The following is a 13,728-nucleotide window of genomic DNA, read 5'->3' as shown; positions in this document are numbered from 1 at the left end:
ATGTTTTTAAAACATCTTACTCAGAAAGTGAGATATTAAAAGTTTGTGCCTCTTTTGCAACATCTTGCGTTTCTGTATCTGCTACGACTACATTATCTGTTGTAAACTTAATATCCTTTACCTTTTCTTTTCCATCATCAAGTATTAAGCCGATAATACCATCTCTTGTTTCACCAGGCTTATAGTCTTCCCTTGATACATTTTTTGTACCAACGAGCGTATCTTCATCATATAAAAAGTTTTGAGTTGCTACTTTAAAATGTTGCTTATCATTAATCGTAACATCATTCATAGAGAAAAATTGTATATTTTTATTCCCGCTATTTTCCACCTTATATGTAATTTCAACGTAACGAATCGTATCACTAATCTCTGTACCACTTATCGATGCATATAACTCTGCATCTTCTTGACTTACTTTATCTCCTAATCTACGCTTTACTTCTTCAGGAGTTAATGCCGTATATACTTTTAATGTATTTTTTGCATCTTTACTCATCTGCGATAAAGAGATTACTTTCACATCTTGTATGTGAATTTTCATTGGTGCTACTTCAAATGTTTGATTCACAGATTGAATCTGTTCTAACTTAAAAGTACCCCACCCTGTTTCTTTCACTTTTTGTCCTACTTTTTTCAGCTCACGTCCACCATATTCTTTTGTTTCAGGAATAGATTCTTTCTTCTTCGGTTCAACTTTCTTTTCTTCTTGATGGAAGCAACCACTTAACATAAGAAGAAAACTACATAAAACAAAAATATTTTTCCATGCTTTCATCATATAATTTCTCCTAACACTATCATTCATTAATATTAATTAGTCCCTTGCTTTGTAAACTATAGAAACAATGAGAAGCCCACAAAATGAACTTGTCAGTCCAGATACTATTATACCCCCTATTTGGAAAATATGAAAATAGGGATTTACGAACGCGTGGACGATAAATATAATAGCTGCCACAATGATTGCCGAAACCCAATACTTCCTTTTTTCTGAAGCTATCATAATATCTTCCCCTGTTTCATCTTTATACTTCCATAGTACATGTACTAGTAATAATAAACCAACGCATGTACTCCCGTGCTGCATATATTTATACACTGGAATACTATATAATGCTCTTTGTAACGATGGTATTTGCATAACGAAGTAGCCTGTATGATGAGTAAAAGCATCCCACACGACATGCGTGAGCATACCAAATAAAGCGGAATAGCAAAATACAAAGAAATCCTTCCATGTATGAAGCCCCCACCTCTCATCTACTGCATATGTATAATAGCCAGCAAATGGTTTAGGTAAATGTGTTATAAACGGCTTTTTTAAAATGTAATGATATATGTATGCTAACAGAAATACGAGCGGTAAATTTAAATATAAAAACCCAAGCCATGTATGGCCAATAACACCATACGGTCTAAAGTGTAAAAAATATTCAAAATCAGGCGCCATACTCCCTAATATAAGAGCCGTTACTGAAATATATCGAAAATGCTTTTTCGCAAAAGGAAGAATTGCTGCTGGATGTGCAAATGTAAACGGCATACGTTGACTCCTTTTCATATTTTCAATAGAATACCATCTATCATAACGAGAGAATTGATCTTCATGCAATATTTATTTTCACATTGGAATATGATAGTTTACATGTTATAATCCACATGAAATATTCAGAAAATAAGGAGGAGTTCACGTGTCATTAACACTTGCCTTTTTTCTCATTCTGCTTATCTTCTTTGTATTTACATACATCGGCTTTTTTCTGTGGAAGCACTTAAAAATTATAAAATACCTTCCTGCTCTCGTTGGCTTTATGAGTGTTCTTTTCATATTTATATGGAAGAGAATGTCTTGGGGCTGGGAAGGTCTCGGTTTTGGCGCACTTCAATATACAATTTTATTCGCAAGTTGTCTTACCCTTGTATTTGCTTCTTTTTTAGAATCAAAATCCGTTATGAATTGAGGTTTATATATTGATTGACGTACCCTTTTTAAAAAATGTCACATTAAAAAAAGAAAATATCCCTAGTTTTTCCGCATATCCTTACTGTTTACCCGCTATCCGAACTTTACAATCGCTAGCATTCCACCCAAATGTAACATTCATTATTGGAGAAAACGGAACGGGAAAATCAACATTACTCGAAGCAATTGCTATTGCTTTAGGATTTAATGCAGAAGGTGGAACGAAGAATTTCCGCTTTAGCACAAACGATTCACATTCATCTTTACATGAATACCTTCGCATTTCCAAAAGTTTCAATACACCAAATGACGGTTTCTTTCTTCGCGCTGAATCATTTTATAACGTTGCTTCTTATATTGATGAAATGGATGCTGATTTAGAAGCACGCGGAAATCCAATTATTGACTCATATGGTGGTACCTCACTCCACAAACAATCACATGGTGAATCATTTTTCTCATTATTTATGAATCGTTTTTCAGGACAAGGTTTATACATTTTAGATGAGCCTGAGGCCGCTCTATCACCAATGAGACAACTTTCCATGCTCATTCGAATGCATGAACTAGCGGAACAAGGTTCACAATTTGTTATCGCGACGCATTCTCCTATTTTAATGGCTTATCCTGAATCTACTATATACTCATTAACACAAGAAGGGATTCACGAATCCACATTAGAAGACACCGAGCATTACCAAACGACGAAACTTTTCTTTGAAAATCGTGACCGATTATTTCATCATTTATTTGATTCTTAAAAAAAAGAAGCAGCGATTGCTGCTTCTTTTTTATAGTGCTTCTATAAATAATGCTACCCCAATACCGCCACCGACGCATAGAGAGGCAATTCCTTTTTCTAGCCCGCGTCTTTTCAATTCATGAATTAAACTTACCGTAATACGAGCTCCTGTACAACCGATTGGATGTCCAAGTCCTACACCACTACCGTTTACGTTCACTTTTTCACGATCTAAACCTAATTCTTTCTCTACAGCTAGGTATTGTGCAGCGAAAGCTTCATTAATTTCAAGTAAATCTGCATCTTCTAATGACCAATCTACTTTTTCTAATCCTTTACGAATTGCTGGTGCTGGTCCAATACCCATAATTTTCGGATCTACTCCAGCTACTGAATATCCAACAATTCTAGCTAACGGTTGTAAGCCTTTTTCTTTCGCTTTTTCTTCGCTCATTAATACTAGAACCGCACTTCCGTCATTAAGGCCAGATGCATTCCCTGCCGTTACAGATCCATCTTTACGGAAAGCTGGTTTTAATCCTGCTAATTTTTCCGCTGTAATATCTGCACGTGGATGTTCATCCTTCGAAAATACTACTTCTTTTCTACGTTCTTTTATCGTAATAGGAACAATTTGCTCGTCAAAGTATCCAGACTCGATTGCTTGCAGTGCCAATGTATGACTACGAAGCGCAACTTCATCTTGTTCCTCTCTTGTAATTTCATATTGGTCAACTAAGTTTTCCGCAGTTTCCCCCATCATAATATGATGGATTGGATCTTCTAACACTTCCCACACCGTATCACGAATTTCTCCGTGCTGTAGACGTTGTCCCCAGCGGTGTTGTTTCAATGCATAAGGGCTTGAACTCATTGCTTCTACTCCACCTGCAATAACAACATCACTTACACCTAATTGAATTTGCATTGCAGCTGACATAATTGCTTGCATACCTGAAGAACATTGGCGTTGGATTGTATAACCCGTAACTGTGTCAGGAAATCCTGCCGCTAATGCAGCTGTTCTTGCAGTATTTGCTTCATCAGTTCTTTGAATACAATGACCTAAAATTACTTCATCAACTTCATGTGGTTCTACCCCGCCTCGTTTTACAGCTTCCTGAAGTACAGGAACCGCTAATTCTACTGGCGTTACATTTTTTAGCGCTCCTCCAAAAGTTCCAATTGGCGAACGAACTGCAGCTGTAATAACAACATTATGCATTTTGTACTTGCCCCTCTCTTATGTACCCTAGTCAGTTTTTAGGTGAAATTCCATAAGATGTATGTCTACATCTATCATACTATAAACATACTAAAAAATCAAAATATTTAATATAATAAAAATAGAAGGAATTAACCTTCTATTCTGTTAATGCGTATAGGAATTTTTGTAAAATCTTCTCAGTTGTTTTATTCAAATTCGGTAACTTATCTACTGGAAAATATTGAAGCTGTAATCCTTCATGGTCAAGCCTTAATTCTCCACTCACATGATGCCCCTGATACAGATGAATGACATTAAAAATTTCATCTCCATTCGGATATTGGAAGTACACTTCTTTTCCCGAAAGAACCCCGATAAATTGCATAATTTTCGCATTTAGTCCTGTCTCTTCAAACAGTTCTCTGCGAGCAGTTTCTTCCGTCGTTTCTCCTAGTTCCATCGCGCCGCCAGGTACACCCCAATCATATGTATCTGATCGATATTGAAGCAATACTTCTTGGTTATCATTTAAGATAATAATTGCTGATCCTACTAGAATAAGCGGCCTTGTACCAACGACTTTGCGTAACTCTTCAATATACCCCAATATGTAAACTCTCCTTTCCTCACCCTTCCTTATCATAACAAAATTCTTCTCCTTTTGTTGATGTAATTTTAAAGAAAAAAAAGGAAGCTTTCGCCTCCTTTTTTCACCTTTATTTCTTAAAACTTTCATATTTTACAGCTTCAAAAGCTTCTTCAATTTCATCATTACGATAATGAACGTATGTAAAACGCCCTAATTCTACCAATCTTGCTATTTCTTGTAACGCTTTATGTTGCTCATATGTTTCCTTCAGCTTAATATGTACATAAAACTTCATTAATGGATGTTCATATAAAGGTTCTCCCACCTCTACATATACATCTTCCACCCCTTGCACAACTCTTACATAACTTGCAAATTGATAAAGAGCTTCTCTGTCTGAAACGATTTTTAATGTATACATATATTCTCCCCCTTTCCTTTACTATATCAAAAAGACGATCACACTACGTTATAGAACTATGAAATTTTTTCGACTTGTAATAAACAAGGCGTTTATCCATACATAGGGTCTTTTCCCAACATATATTATAGAAAGAATTTTTTCAGTTGAGGTGTTCCTTATGGATCCATACGTCAATATATGTATTTGCATTACTCCAGGCGCCAATATTTCTGATGACCGTATCGCAAAAGATTTAGCAGTTGCAGAATCAATTTGGCACCCCATTACATTTCAAATTCAAGACGTAATTATTTTAAATGAACTTTTCCGTTTTTCTGACCGTGAAATTAGTTATAAAAATTCTATTCAAAGTCAGGAAAAATTAGCATCCTTTTTCCAAACCTGTGTAAATGAAGCTCCTGAATGCGACCTTTACATTTGTTATATTGGCAGTGATTATTTTAAAGAAACAGCCGTCATTGCCTGCGCTTACTCTTTAGCAAAACAACAGCAACTTACTGGTTATATCGTTTTAACAAATTCAGCTGCTCCTATGAAAAATATATATACGCTCGCTCACGAAGTCGGTCATATTTTATTTACAAGACGTATTCATGGGAAACTTACTCACGCAGATCCTCATTCCCCAACTGGCTCGGAGCACCATCCTTCTCCAACAAATCTTATGTACCCTATCGTACCTCGTCCTGAAAATGTCCATATTCATTCCTTATTAACAAACGAACAAAAAGAGCTCTCTTTACAAAGCTCTTTATTGCAAAGAAAAAAACAGTAACTGTCCTGTTACTGTTTAAAACAACTTATTCCAATCCACAAACCAAATCCCGGCTGCTAGAAATACAAATAGGCAACTAAACATAAACGTAATACCTCTAAAAATCCCTATATAATATTTCTTTGGAAATAATTTTTTGCATATCCAGAGCAGCCCTTTTCCTATTAAACCGAAGAACAAAACATAACCCGATGTGTCATCTAATAAAGTATCGAAATAGTCATCGTGTACCTTTTTCGAAAAGGTAGTATATAGCCCGAAAATCGTTAAACCTAAAAATACAATAGACAATATACCTAGAAATATACTTTGCATATTTGTTCTCCCTTAATAAAAAATTCAGTTCGTTCGCTATTAATATAAATCTAGCTTACAGTTTTTTTCTCCTCATTTCTCAAAGACCATCTCATTAATACATATAAACTTCCGTACAGAAGTAAAGATTCTAACATTCCCCAGTATGGATTTTTCTCTCCTAATCCTTTAAATACAAACATAATGAATAACGGTACGATAACAGCTAATATTCCAATCCATCCAAGTATGTACGCTTCACTAATTAACAGCACTAATAAAACAATTCCAGCTAGTATATAACTTTGCATAGTCGTTAATTGCAATACAGGTGTCCCATACCATTTATTCATAAACATTAACAATACTAGTAATAGAATTGGTAGCAAAGATGCTACATAAATAATGCCAAATTCTTTTATTTTGCTCTTAAATGATGACATTCTAAAAGCAAATACAATTCCTACAATAGTAATCATTAAAACAATTGGGTATCCAATCAATTGTACATTCGTTAATGTAAATTCATGATTAGGATTTTCAAATAATATATTAGTTAGTAGCCAATATCCGCCAATACCAATTATCATCGCAAGAATACTCTTTATACTCCCGCCTTTATCCTTTTCCATCTCTTTCGCTAATTCTTCCGCATACTCTTTTGGCGAGTTACCAAATATATCCTTTACCGTCTTTCCCTCTTTCTCGCCTTCTATTAAATGAAGTTCTGCATCTTCTAAAAAAGCGTCCACATCTTCTTCTTTAATTCCCTTCGTTATTAAATACACTTTCGTATCAATTAAAAACTTTTCTCCTTCTTTAGAAACCTTCATTATAGCCCCTCCCTTATTAAACAGCTTCTCTTCTATTCATCTTCATCATAATTTCAAGGAAAATTAAAATAAACAAACTTCCGTATAAACATATAATTTGAAATAACATTGGCATGAGATCTTCCGAAGTAAATGTTTTAAATACTAACATAATTGAAAGCGGAATGATTAAATATAAGTTTTTAAACCATCCTTCAAAATATATATTTATCGCTACTGTGATGATAAATATACCTCCAGCTAATATATAGCTTTGCGTTTGAGTGAATATAAACATTTTTGTAGGATATATCACATCTAATATCGTTACAGCCCCTATTAGAAACATTGGTACAATCATGACTAAAGACCACATAGCAAACCATGTTTTTGTAAAACTTGTTACGAAGGTCATTTTACGAAGTAAAAAATTAGGACCCATAACAACTAAAATCAATGAAAAACTATACCCAACGCACTGAATAAGTGACATCTGTAATAATCCGTTATTCACTATTAGGATAGAAGCAATAATCCAAAACGAAACGATATTCATTACTGTAAAACCAATTTGCTTCCACGTTTCCTTCCTATCTCTTTCCATCACTTTTACAAGTTCATTTGCATATTCTTTCGGTGAGCCTCCGAAAATTTCTTCTACACTTTTCCCATCAGTCTCACCTTCTATTAAATGAAGTTCTGCGTCTTCGATAAAGCTTTCAATGTCGCTTTCTTTCACACTCTTTGCCACTAAAAATAATCTCATATCTAATAAAAACTTTCGTGCTTCACTGGATAGCATTATTTTTTTCTCCCTTTCCCCTCAAGTAGACGCTCTACACTACTTTGCATCGCTTCCCAGCGATCCATAAACTCATTAAGTGCTTCCTCGCCTTTTTCTGTTAATGTATAATATTTTCGCTTTGGACCAGATGGAGATTCCTTCATTATACTCGTTATTAATCCTTCCTTTTGCATTCGTATTAATAACGGATAAATACTTCCCTCACTTGCCATTGTAAAGCCATACTTCGCTAGCCTTTCACTCATTTCATAACCGTATATTTCACCCTCAGAAATAATAGCAAGTAAGCATCCTTCTAAAATCCCTTTCAACATTTGACTTGTCGACATAATTCAAATCCTCCTAACGATATTTTTTCCAAATGTTTGCAGGAATTTCATTATAACCTCTCTAAATAGAGCACTATGAAAACTTTATTATGAAGGGATGTTTTTCATCATGGTTACAAATCGAGTTGTCTTTTTAACAGGTGCTGCGAGTGGTATTGGATATGAAATGGGAAGTGCTTTTGCAAAAGAAGGTGCAAAAGTTGTGATTACTGATCGTCTTGAAGAACGTGCGAAAGAAGCTGCTGAACAATTACAAAATGAAGGTTTTCAAGCTATCGGTTTAAAATGTGACGTTACATCTGAAGAGGAAATTACAGCATCAATTTCTCAAACAGTTAGTCATTTCGGTTCATTACATATATTAATTAACAACGCAGGAATGCAACACGTTTCACCCATTGAAGACTTTCCAACTGAAAAGTTTGAGCTACTAATTCAAATTATGCAAATTGCTCCGTTTATCGCAATTAAGCATGCCTTTCCGATTATGAAACAACAAAAATATGGTCGTATTATTAATGTCGCTTCTATTAACGGCCTTGTCGGGTTTGCTGGAAAAGCTGCCTACAATAGTGCAAAACATGGCGTAATTGGATTAACAAAAGTTGCCGCTTTAGAAGGTGCTACGCATGGTATTACTGTTAATGCCCTTTGCCCTGGTTATGTCGATACCCCTCTTGTACGTAATCAACTACAAGACTTAGCTACTACACGAAATGTACCACTTGAAAATGTTTTAGAAGATGTTATTTATCCACTCGTCCCACAAAAGCGCTTATTACAAGTACAAGAAATCGCTGATTATGCTATGTTTTTAGCGAGTGAAAAAGCTAAAGGTATAACTGGTCAAGCTGTCGTTATCGATGGTGGCTATACTGCTCAATAAAAAATAAAGTTTGCTCAAGAAGAGCAAACTTTATTTTTTATCGCGAGGATCTTCGTACTTTAGTAATTGCCGCGGGAACTTCTCAATTGCAACAATTACCCCCTCTAATTTACTTTCAATACGGTGGAGTAAATATAATGTTACAACAATTGGAAACCCTACATTACCTATCATCTTGATCCACTCTTCCATCCTCTTCTCCTCCTTTCATTATATAAGTAAGAGAAAACAATGCATTTAGGCATAAAAAAACAAGCTATTATGTATTAGCCTGTTTTTCAAATAATGATGCAATTTCTCGTTTATAATCCCCGCTTATAATACCTTTCTCAGTAATAATTCCTGTAATTAATTCGTTCGGTGTTACGTCAAATGCAGGGTTATAAACATTCGTTCCGATTGGTGCTACTTGTTTTCCAAAGATTTTCGTAACTTCTGTTTCATCTCTTTCTTCAATAATTATTTCGGCTCCAGTTTCTTTCCTAACATCAAATGTTGACAGTGGCGCAGCAACATAAAATGGGATATCAAAGTGCTTTGCTAAAATAGCTAAATTCATTGTCCCTATTTTATTTGCCGTATCTCCATTTGCGACAATTCGATCCGCCCCTACAATAATTGCATTTATTTCTTTCGTTTGAATAGCATGAGCTGCAGTATTATCTGTAATAAGGGTCACATCAATATTTGCTTGCTTCAATTCCCAGGTCGTTAAGCGACCACCTTGTAAAACTGGTCTCGTTTCACACGCATATGCATGTAAACGCACACCTTTCTCTTTTCCAATATAAAAGGGAGCTAATGCAGTTCCATATCTGGCAGTTGCGATACTTCCAGCGTTACAGATTGTTAAAATATTATCGCCATCTTTAAAACATGTTAACGCATATTCCCCAATATTTCGGCACACCTCTTCATCTTCCTGCTGAATGCGAAGCGCTTCTTCTTCTAATGTTTTTTGTGCTTCTTTTATTGTAGTAATCTCTCGAATAGATTCTCTCATACGATCAATTGCCCAAAATAAATTTACTGCTGTCGGGCGTGACGTTCCTAAATAATTACAATCTCTATTAAACTTCTTTTGAAATTCTTCAATATGTACAGTGTTATATTTTTTTGATGCAAGCGCCAAACCAAATGCAGCTACAATTCCAATTGCAGGCGCTCCTCGTACTTCTAACATTACGATGCTTTTCCAAACCTCTTCAATAGTCGTCAATGTTTTGTATTCTGTGCTATGCGGCAATTTTGTTTGATTTAATACAGCAATTGCATCACCTTTCCAGCTTACAGATCTCGGAACAGTAACAATTGTACTCACGCTTTTACGCCCCCTGAAACTGTCTGTTGAAATAATGTTCGAAACAGTTGAATATCAGCACTTTTAGATTCATATTTTATTAGTTCTTTACCTAAGGATAGCGCTTGTTTCTTAGCTTGAATTCTTGTTTCTTTATTTTCTATTTCATCTAAATCTGCTACATGAGCTAAACCAATTGTTCTACGAATCAGTTCACATCCGGCAAATCCAACTGCATCAGTAAAGATATTTTGCAAAATAATTGGTAACCATTGTTTTTCTTTCGTATATGCTTCTACACCTTCTCCAATCCATAACTTTGTAAAAGTCTCTACAAAATAACTCCACGTCTTTTCTATATGGAAAAATAGTACACTTCTTTTTTCTTCTTCTCTAGATAAAGCATTTAATAATAGATTTGCAATAAATTGACCTATGTCAAATCCAAATGGGCCATATGTCGCAAATTCTGGATCAATCACTTTCGTTTCAGAAGGTGACGAAAAAATACTACCAGTATGTAAATCACCATGAATAAGAGTTTCTTTTCTTGTTAAGAACTTATATTTATATTGTGCTACTTTTAGTTTTAAAGTTTTATCACTCCAAAGTTCATCAACCACGAGTTGTAAATCTGGCTCATAATCATTTGTATCATAATGTCCAAACGGATCTGTAAACACTAAATCCTCTGTAATTTTACAAAGGTCCGGATTTACAAAGGTACCTTCTAGTACCCTCTTCTCTTCTGACTGTAAACCAAAATCTGAAGTGTAAAATAAAACATGTGCTAGAAAACGGCCGATATGCTGGGATAAAAGCGGATATTCTTCTCCGTCTATTAATCCTTTTCTTGTAATTGTTAGTCTTGATAAGTCTTCTATTACCGTTATCGCTAACTCTTCATCATGACTGTACACTACTGGAACATAATCCGGTACATACTGCGCAAAAATTTGTAAGGCCTTGCTTTCAATCGTTGCTCTTTTTATAGACAATGGCCAGCTTTCACCAACTACTTTCGCATAAGGCAGTGCTTGTTTTATTATAATTGATTTCTCTCCATCCTCTAATTTGAACACGTAATTTAAGTTTCCGTCTCCAATTTCATGACAAACGACATTTGCCTTCGCTTCAAAATAGCCATGATCTTTCGCATATTGTACAGCTGTTATTTCTGTTAATGAATAATATCCCATCGTCTTCTCCCCCTTTTTAAATTCAGAGGTTTTTCTAACATAGAAAAACCTCTTTCCACTAAGAAAGAGGTTTGAAGTTTATCTTCTCCCCTCTTATCTGCCAGAAAGTTTTACTTTCTGCTGGAATTAGCACCGTGCCTTTTGGCGTAATAAACGCCCCATTTCACAATGGTATTACGGTCGGTTGCTGGGCTTCATCGGGCCAAATCCCTCCACCTGCTCTTGATAAGAGTTGTATAATTTTTTGAATTTTTAACTTTATGTTGAAGACTATACCAAGAATAAAAATCACTTGTCAACATTTTATTTGTATAATTCTGGACGGCGATCCGCAAAAACTGGAATTCCTTTACGTACTTCTTTAATTTTCTCGAATTCAAGCTCTCCAAATAAAATTGATTCCTCTTCATTCGCCTCTACTACAACTTCACCCCAAGGGTCCACAATTAAAGAATGACCCGCAAATACATTATTTGGATCCTTTCCTGCTCTATTACACGCAACAACATAACACTGATTTTCAACTGCTCTTGCTTGCAATAGCAAACGCCAATGTGCTAAACGAGCTAATGGCCATTCTGCTACAACAAATAATACTTTTGCCCCTTTAGCAGTATGGACACGCATCCACTCTGGAAAACGAATATCATAACAAATTGTTCCAGCACATTCAACATCATCTAGCTTAAATTCGCCCGTACTATTACCAGCTATTAAATATTTATGTTCATCCATAAGCTGAAATAAATGTACTTTACTATATTCGTTGACTAGCTGTCCTTCATTATTTACAACATACATCGTATTTGTAACGCCTTGCTCCATTTGCTTCGCTATAGAACCACCGACAATATGTACACCATATTGTTTCGACCACTCTTTCAGCTTTTCTTTCGTTTCTAATCCATCCCTATCTGCAATTTCAGAAAGCCTAGTTAAATCATATCCTGTTGTCCACAGTTCTGGTAAGACAATAACATCGGGTCTTTCTTTCATTGCTTCACTTATTTTATTTTTAGCATTCTCAATATTTTTTTCTACATCTCCAAAGACAATATCCATTTGAATACATGCGACTTTCATTTTGTCAGCCCCATTCTTAATTTTTTTCTTTACAAAATACTGGAAAGATTATATCATTTGTCACTAGAATTGTAACAACTTTCAAAAGAGGTGGAAAGTATGAAATTATTTCAACCTTCTGAGATAGTAACATCATTGCCAACACAATTTTTTGCTTCACTTGTTGCAAAAGTTAACAAAGTCGTTGCAGCAGGTCACGATGTTATTAATCTAGGACAAGGTAATCCAGATCAACCAACACCACAGCATATCGTAAAAGCTTTACAAGACGCTGCTGAAAAGGCCATTCATCATAAATACCCGCCATTTCGTGGACATGAAAGTTTAAAAGAAGCTGTGGCAACATTCTATAAACGTGAATACGGCGTCGAATTAAATCCAAAAACAGAAGTTGCTATTTTGTTTGGCGGAAAGGCTGGATTAGTAGAATTACCAATTTGTTTTACAAACCCTGGTGATACCATTCTCGTTCCAGATCCAGGATATCCAGATTATTTATCGGGAGTTGCTTTAGCAAAAGCACAATTTGAAACAATGCCGCTACTTGCAGAAAATAATTTTTTACCGGATTATACGAAAATTGATGACACTATCGCTGAGCGGGCAAAGTTAATGTTTTTAAATTACCCAAACAATCCTACTGGTGCTACTGCATCAAAAGATTTCTTTGATGAAACTATTCATTTTGCTAATGAACATAATATATTAGTCGTTCATGATTTCGCTTACGGTGCGATTGGATTCGATGGTCAAAAACCTGTTAGTTTCTTGCAAGCAGACGGCGCTAAAGATACAGGTATTGAAATTTACACTTTATCGAAAACTTTCAATATGGCTGGATGGCGTATTGCTTTTGCTGTGGGAAATGCAAGTGTCATTGAAACAATTAACTTATTACAAGATCATATGTATGTTAGTATTTTTGGTGCAGTTCAAAATGCTGCCCGTGAAGCACTATTAAGTTCACAGTCTTGCGTCGTAGACCTTGTAAATAGTTACGAATCTCGCAGAAACGCTCTTATTTCAGCCTGTCACTCAATTGGCTGGGATGTAGACATTCCAACAGGATCATTCTTTGCATGGCTTCCTGTACCAGAAGGTTATACATCTGAGCAATTTTCTGATATTTTACTAGAAAAAGCACATGTTGCAGTTGCCCCTGGTGTTGGATTTGGTGAACATGGCGAAGGGTATGTCCGCGTTGGCCTCTTACATACAGAAGATAGATTGCAAGAAGCCATTAATCGAATTGATAAATTAAATTTTTTCAAAAAGTCATTGACAACATGAAAAATATCTGACAAAATTCAGTTATCT

Annotated in this window: 18 protein-coding genes and 1 riboswitch; of the genes, 5 read left to right on the top strand and 13 right to left on the bottom strand. The window is 35.3% G+C overall.

Features of this window, described 5'->3' with window-relative positions:
- Positions 1-16 precede the first annotated feature (16 nt).
- Positions 17-781 carry a hypothetical protein gene (locus tag KVT31_RS03375; RefSeq protein ID WP_088097597.1) on the bottom strand — a complete coding sequence of 255 codons (765 nt, stop codon included), beginning with the start codon at positions 779-781 and terminating at the stop codon, positions 17-19.
- A 36-nt stretch (positions 782-817) separates the two neighbouring features.
- Positions 818-1,546, bottom strand: a complete 729-nt coding sequence (locus KVT31_RS03370) for a DUF4184 family protein (RefSeq protein WP_088097598.1) — start codon at positions 1,544-1,546, stop codon at positions 818-820.
- 148 nt (positions 1,547-1,694) lie between these two features.
- Between KVT31_RS03370 and KVT31_RS03365 the strand changes: the two genes are divergently transcribed.
- Positions 1,695-1,964 carry a hypothetical protein gene (locus KVT31_RS03365; RefSeq protein ID WP_016086475.1) on the top strand — a complete coding sequence of 90 codons (270 nt, stop codon included), beginning with the start codon at positions 1,695-1,697 and terminating at the stop codon, positions 1,962-1,964.
- A 10-nt stretch (positions 1,965-1,974) separates the two neighbouring features.
- Complete coding sequence (locus KVT31_RS03360) at positions 1,975-2,727, top strand: AAA family ATPase (RefSeq protein ID WP_088097599.1); 753 nt, start codon at positions 1,975-1,977, stop codon at positions 2,725-2,727.
- A 30-nt stretch (positions 2,728-2,757) separates the two neighbouring features.
- On the opposite strand, the gene KVT31_RS03355 is transcribed toward KVT31_RS03360, so the two are convergent.
- The 3 genes from KVT31_RS03355 to KVT31_RS03345 form a co-directional block, all read right to left on the bottom strand.
- Positions 2,758-3,933, bottom strand: a complete 1,176-nt coding sequence (locus tag KVT31_RS03355; protein WP_088097600.1) for an acetyl-CoA C-acetyltransferase — start codon at positions 3,931-3,933, stop codon at positions 2,758-2,760.
- Between the two features lie 139 nt (positions 3,934-4,072).
- Positions 4,073-4,522: an NUDIX hydrolase gene (locus tag KVT31_RS03350; RefSeq protein ID WP_000540524.1), complete on the bottom strand. Its 450-nt coding sequence runs from the start codon at positions 4,520-4,522 to the stop codon at positions 4,073-4,075.
- A gap of 109 nt (positions 4,523-4,631) precedes the next feature.
- Positions 4,632-4,925, bottom strand: a complete 294-nt coding sequence (locus KVT31_RS03345) for a DUF3928 family protein (protein ID WP_000288330.1) — start codon at positions 4,923-4,925, stop codon at positions 4,632-4,634.
- A 160-nt stretch (positions 4,926-5,085) separates the two neighbouring features.
- Here KVT31_RS03345 and KVT31_RS03340 point away from each other — a divergent pair, with 160 nt between their 5' ends.
- Positions 5,086-5,703 (top strand): DUF955 domain-containing protein, encoded by a 618-nt coding sequence (locus KVT31_RS03340; protein WP_088097601.1) that lies wholly within the window; start codon positions 5,086-5,088, stop codon positions 5,701-5,703.
- Positions 5,704-5,718: 15 nt separating this feature from the next.
- On the opposite strand, the gene KVT31_RS03335 is transcribed toward KVT31_RS03340, so the two are convergent.
- From KVT31_RS03335 to KVT31_RS03320, 4 genes are read right to left on the bottom strand one after another with little or no spacing between them, the layout of a single operon-like run.
- Positions 5,719-6,018, bottom strand: a complete 300-nt coding sequence (locus KVT31_RS03335; RefSeq protein WP_088097602.1) for a DNA-binding protein — start codon at positions 6,016-6,018, stop codon at positions 5,719-5,721.
- Positions 6,019-6,068: 50 nt separating this feature from the next.
- Positions 6,069-6,830, bottom strand: a complete 762-nt coding sequence (locus tag KVT31_RS03330) for a DUF1129 domain-containing protein (RefSeq protein WP_088097603.1) — start codon at positions 6,828-6,830, stop codon at positions 6,069-6,071.
- 16 nt (positions 6,831-6,846) lie between these two features.
- Positions 6,847-7,611: a DUF1129 domain-containing protein gene (locus KVT31_RS03325; protein WP_088097604.1), complete on the bottom strand. Its 765-nt coding sequence runs from the start codon at positions 7,609-7,611 to the stop codon at positions 6,847-6,849.
- Positions 7,611-7,943, bottom strand: a complete 333-nt coding sequence (locus KVT31_RS03320) for a PadR family transcriptional regulator (protein WP_088097605.1) — start codon at positions 7,941-7,943, stop codon at positions 7,611-7,613. The genes KVT31_RS03325 and KVT31_RS03320 overlap by 1 nt, the downstream gene beginning before the upstream one ends.
- A 109-nt stretch (positions 7,944-8,052) precedes the next feature.
- Between KVT31_RS03320 and KVT31_RS03315 the strand changes: the two genes are divergently transcribed.
- On the top strand, positions 8,053-8,829 hold the full coding sequence (locus tag KVT31_RS03315; protein WP_088097606.1) for a 3-hydroxybutyrate dehydrogenase: 777 nt from the start codon (positions 8,053-8,055) through the stop codon (positions 8,827-8,829).
- Positions 8,830-8,859: 30 nt separating this feature from the next.
- Here the strand turns inward: KVT31_RS03315 and KVT31_RS03310 are convergent, their stop codons facing one another.
- From KVT31_RS03310 to KVT31_RS03295, 4 genes are all read right to left on the bottom strand, one after another.
- Entirely contained in the window at positions 8,860-9,021 is a 162-nt protein-coding gene (locus KVT31_RS03310; protein WP_088097607.1) for a YvrJ family protein, read from the bottom strand.
- A 67-nt stretch (positions 9,022-9,088) separates the two neighbouring features.
- Positions 9,089-10,150, bottom strand: coding sequence for an S-methyl-5-thioribose-1-phosphate isomerase (mtnA, locus tag KVT31_RS03305; protein ID WP_000104611.1), 1,062 nt, complete (start codon positions 10,148-10,150; stop codon positions 9,089-9,091).
- Positions 10,147-11,328: an S-methyl-5-thioribose kinase gene (mtnK, locus tag KVT31_RS03300; RefSeq protein WP_088097608.1), complete on the bottom strand. Its 1,182-nt coding sequence runs from the start codon at positions 11,326-11,328 to the stop codon at positions 10,147-10,149. The genes mtnA and mtnK overlap by 4 nt, the downstream gene beginning before the upstream one ends.
- A 90-nt stretch (positions 11,329-11,418) precedes the next feature.
- Positions 11,419-11,560: riboswitch (SAM riboswitch) on the bottom strand.
- 71 nt (positions 11,561-11,631) lie between these two features.
- Positions 11,632-12,411: a carbon-nitrogen family hydrolase gene (locus KVT31_RS03295; protein ID WP_088097609.1), complete on the bottom strand. Its 780-nt coding sequence runs from the start codon at positions 12,409-12,411 to the stop codon at positions 11,632-11,634.
- A gap of 99 nt (positions 12,412-12,510) precedes the next feature.
- Between KVT31_RS03295 and KVT31_RS03290 the strand changes: the two genes are divergently transcribed.
- On the top strand, positions 12,511-13,701 hold the full coding sequence (locus KVT31_RS03290) for a pyridoxal phosphate-dependent aminotransferase (RefSeq protein WP_088097610.1): 1,191 nt from the start codon (positions 12,511-12,513) through the stop codon (positions 13,699-13,701).
- The last annotated feature ends 27 nt before the right edge of the window (positions 13,702-13,728 follow it).

Origin of the sequence: Bacillus sp. GbtcB14, from assembly GCF_019091205.1 — a bacterium.
Lineage (GTDB): Bacteria > Bacillota > Bacilli > Bacillales > Bacillaceae_G > Bacillus_A > Bacillus_A cereus_AG.
This window is presented reverse-complemented; position numbering and strand designations above follow the sequence as displayed.

What these genes read in the sequence shown, in the direction of transcription:
- KVT31_RS03375 (WP_088097597.1), bottom strand. Translation starts at nt 781, where the DNA reads ATGATGAAAGCATGGAAAAATATTTTTGTTTTATGTAGTTTTCTTCTT.
- KVT31_RS03370 (WP_088097598.1), bottom strand. Translation starts at nt 1,546, where the DNA reads ATGCCGTTTACATTTGCACATCCAGCAGCAATTCTTCCTTTTGCGAAA.
- KVT31_RS03355 (WP_088097600.1), bottom strand. Translation starts at nt 3,933, where the DNA reads ATGCATAATGTTGTTATTACAGCTGCAGTTCGTTCGCCAATTGGAACT.
- KVT31_RS03345 (WP_000288330.1), bottom strand. Translation starts at nt 4,925, where the DNA reads ATGTATACATTAAAAATCGTTTCAGACAGAGAAGCTCTTTATCAATTT.
- KVT31_RS03340 (WP_088097601.1), top strand. Translation starts at nt 5,086, where the DNA reads ATGGATCCATACGTCAATATATGTATTTGCATTACTCCAGGCGCCAAT.
- KVT31_RS03335 (WP_088097602.1), bottom strand. Translation starts at nt 6,018, where the DNA reads ATGCAAAGTATATTTCTAGGTATATTGTCTATTGTATTTTTAGGTTTA.
- KVT31_RS03330 (WP_088097603.1), bottom strand. Translation starts at nt 6,830, where the DNA reads ATGAAGGTTTCTAAAGAAGGAGAAAAGTTTTTAATTGATACGAAAGTG.
- KVT31_RS03325 (WP_088097604.1), bottom strand. Translation starts at nt 7,611, where the DNA reads ATGCTATCCAGTGAAGCACGAAAGTTTTTATTAGATATGAGATTATTT.
- KVT31_RS03320 (WP_088097605.1), bottom strand. Translation starts at nt 7,943, where the DNA reads ATGTCGACAAGTCAAATGTTGAAAGGGATTTTAGAAGGATGCTTACTT.
- KVT31_RS03315 (WP_088097606.1), top strand. Translation starts at nt 8,053, where the DNA reads ATGGTTACAAATCGAGTTGTCTTTTTAACAGGTGCTGCGAGTGGTATT.
- KVT31_RS03310 (WP_088097607.1), bottom strand. Translation starts at nt 9,021, where the DNA reads ATGGAAGAGTGGATCAAGATGATAGGTAATGTAGGGTTTCCAATTGTT.
- mtnK (WP_088097608.1), bottom strand. Translation starts at nt 11,328, where the DNA reads ATGGGATATTATTCATTAACAGAAATAACAGCTGTACAATATGCGAAA.
- KVT31_RS03295 (WP_088097609.1), bottom strand. Translation starts at nt 12,411, where the DNA reads ATGAAAGTCGCATGTATTCAAATGGATATTGTCTTTGGAGATGTAGAA.
- KVT31_RS03290 (WP_088097610.1), top strand. Translation starts at nt 12,511, where the DNA reads ATGAAATTATTTCAACCTTCTGAGATAGTAACATCATTGCCAACACAA.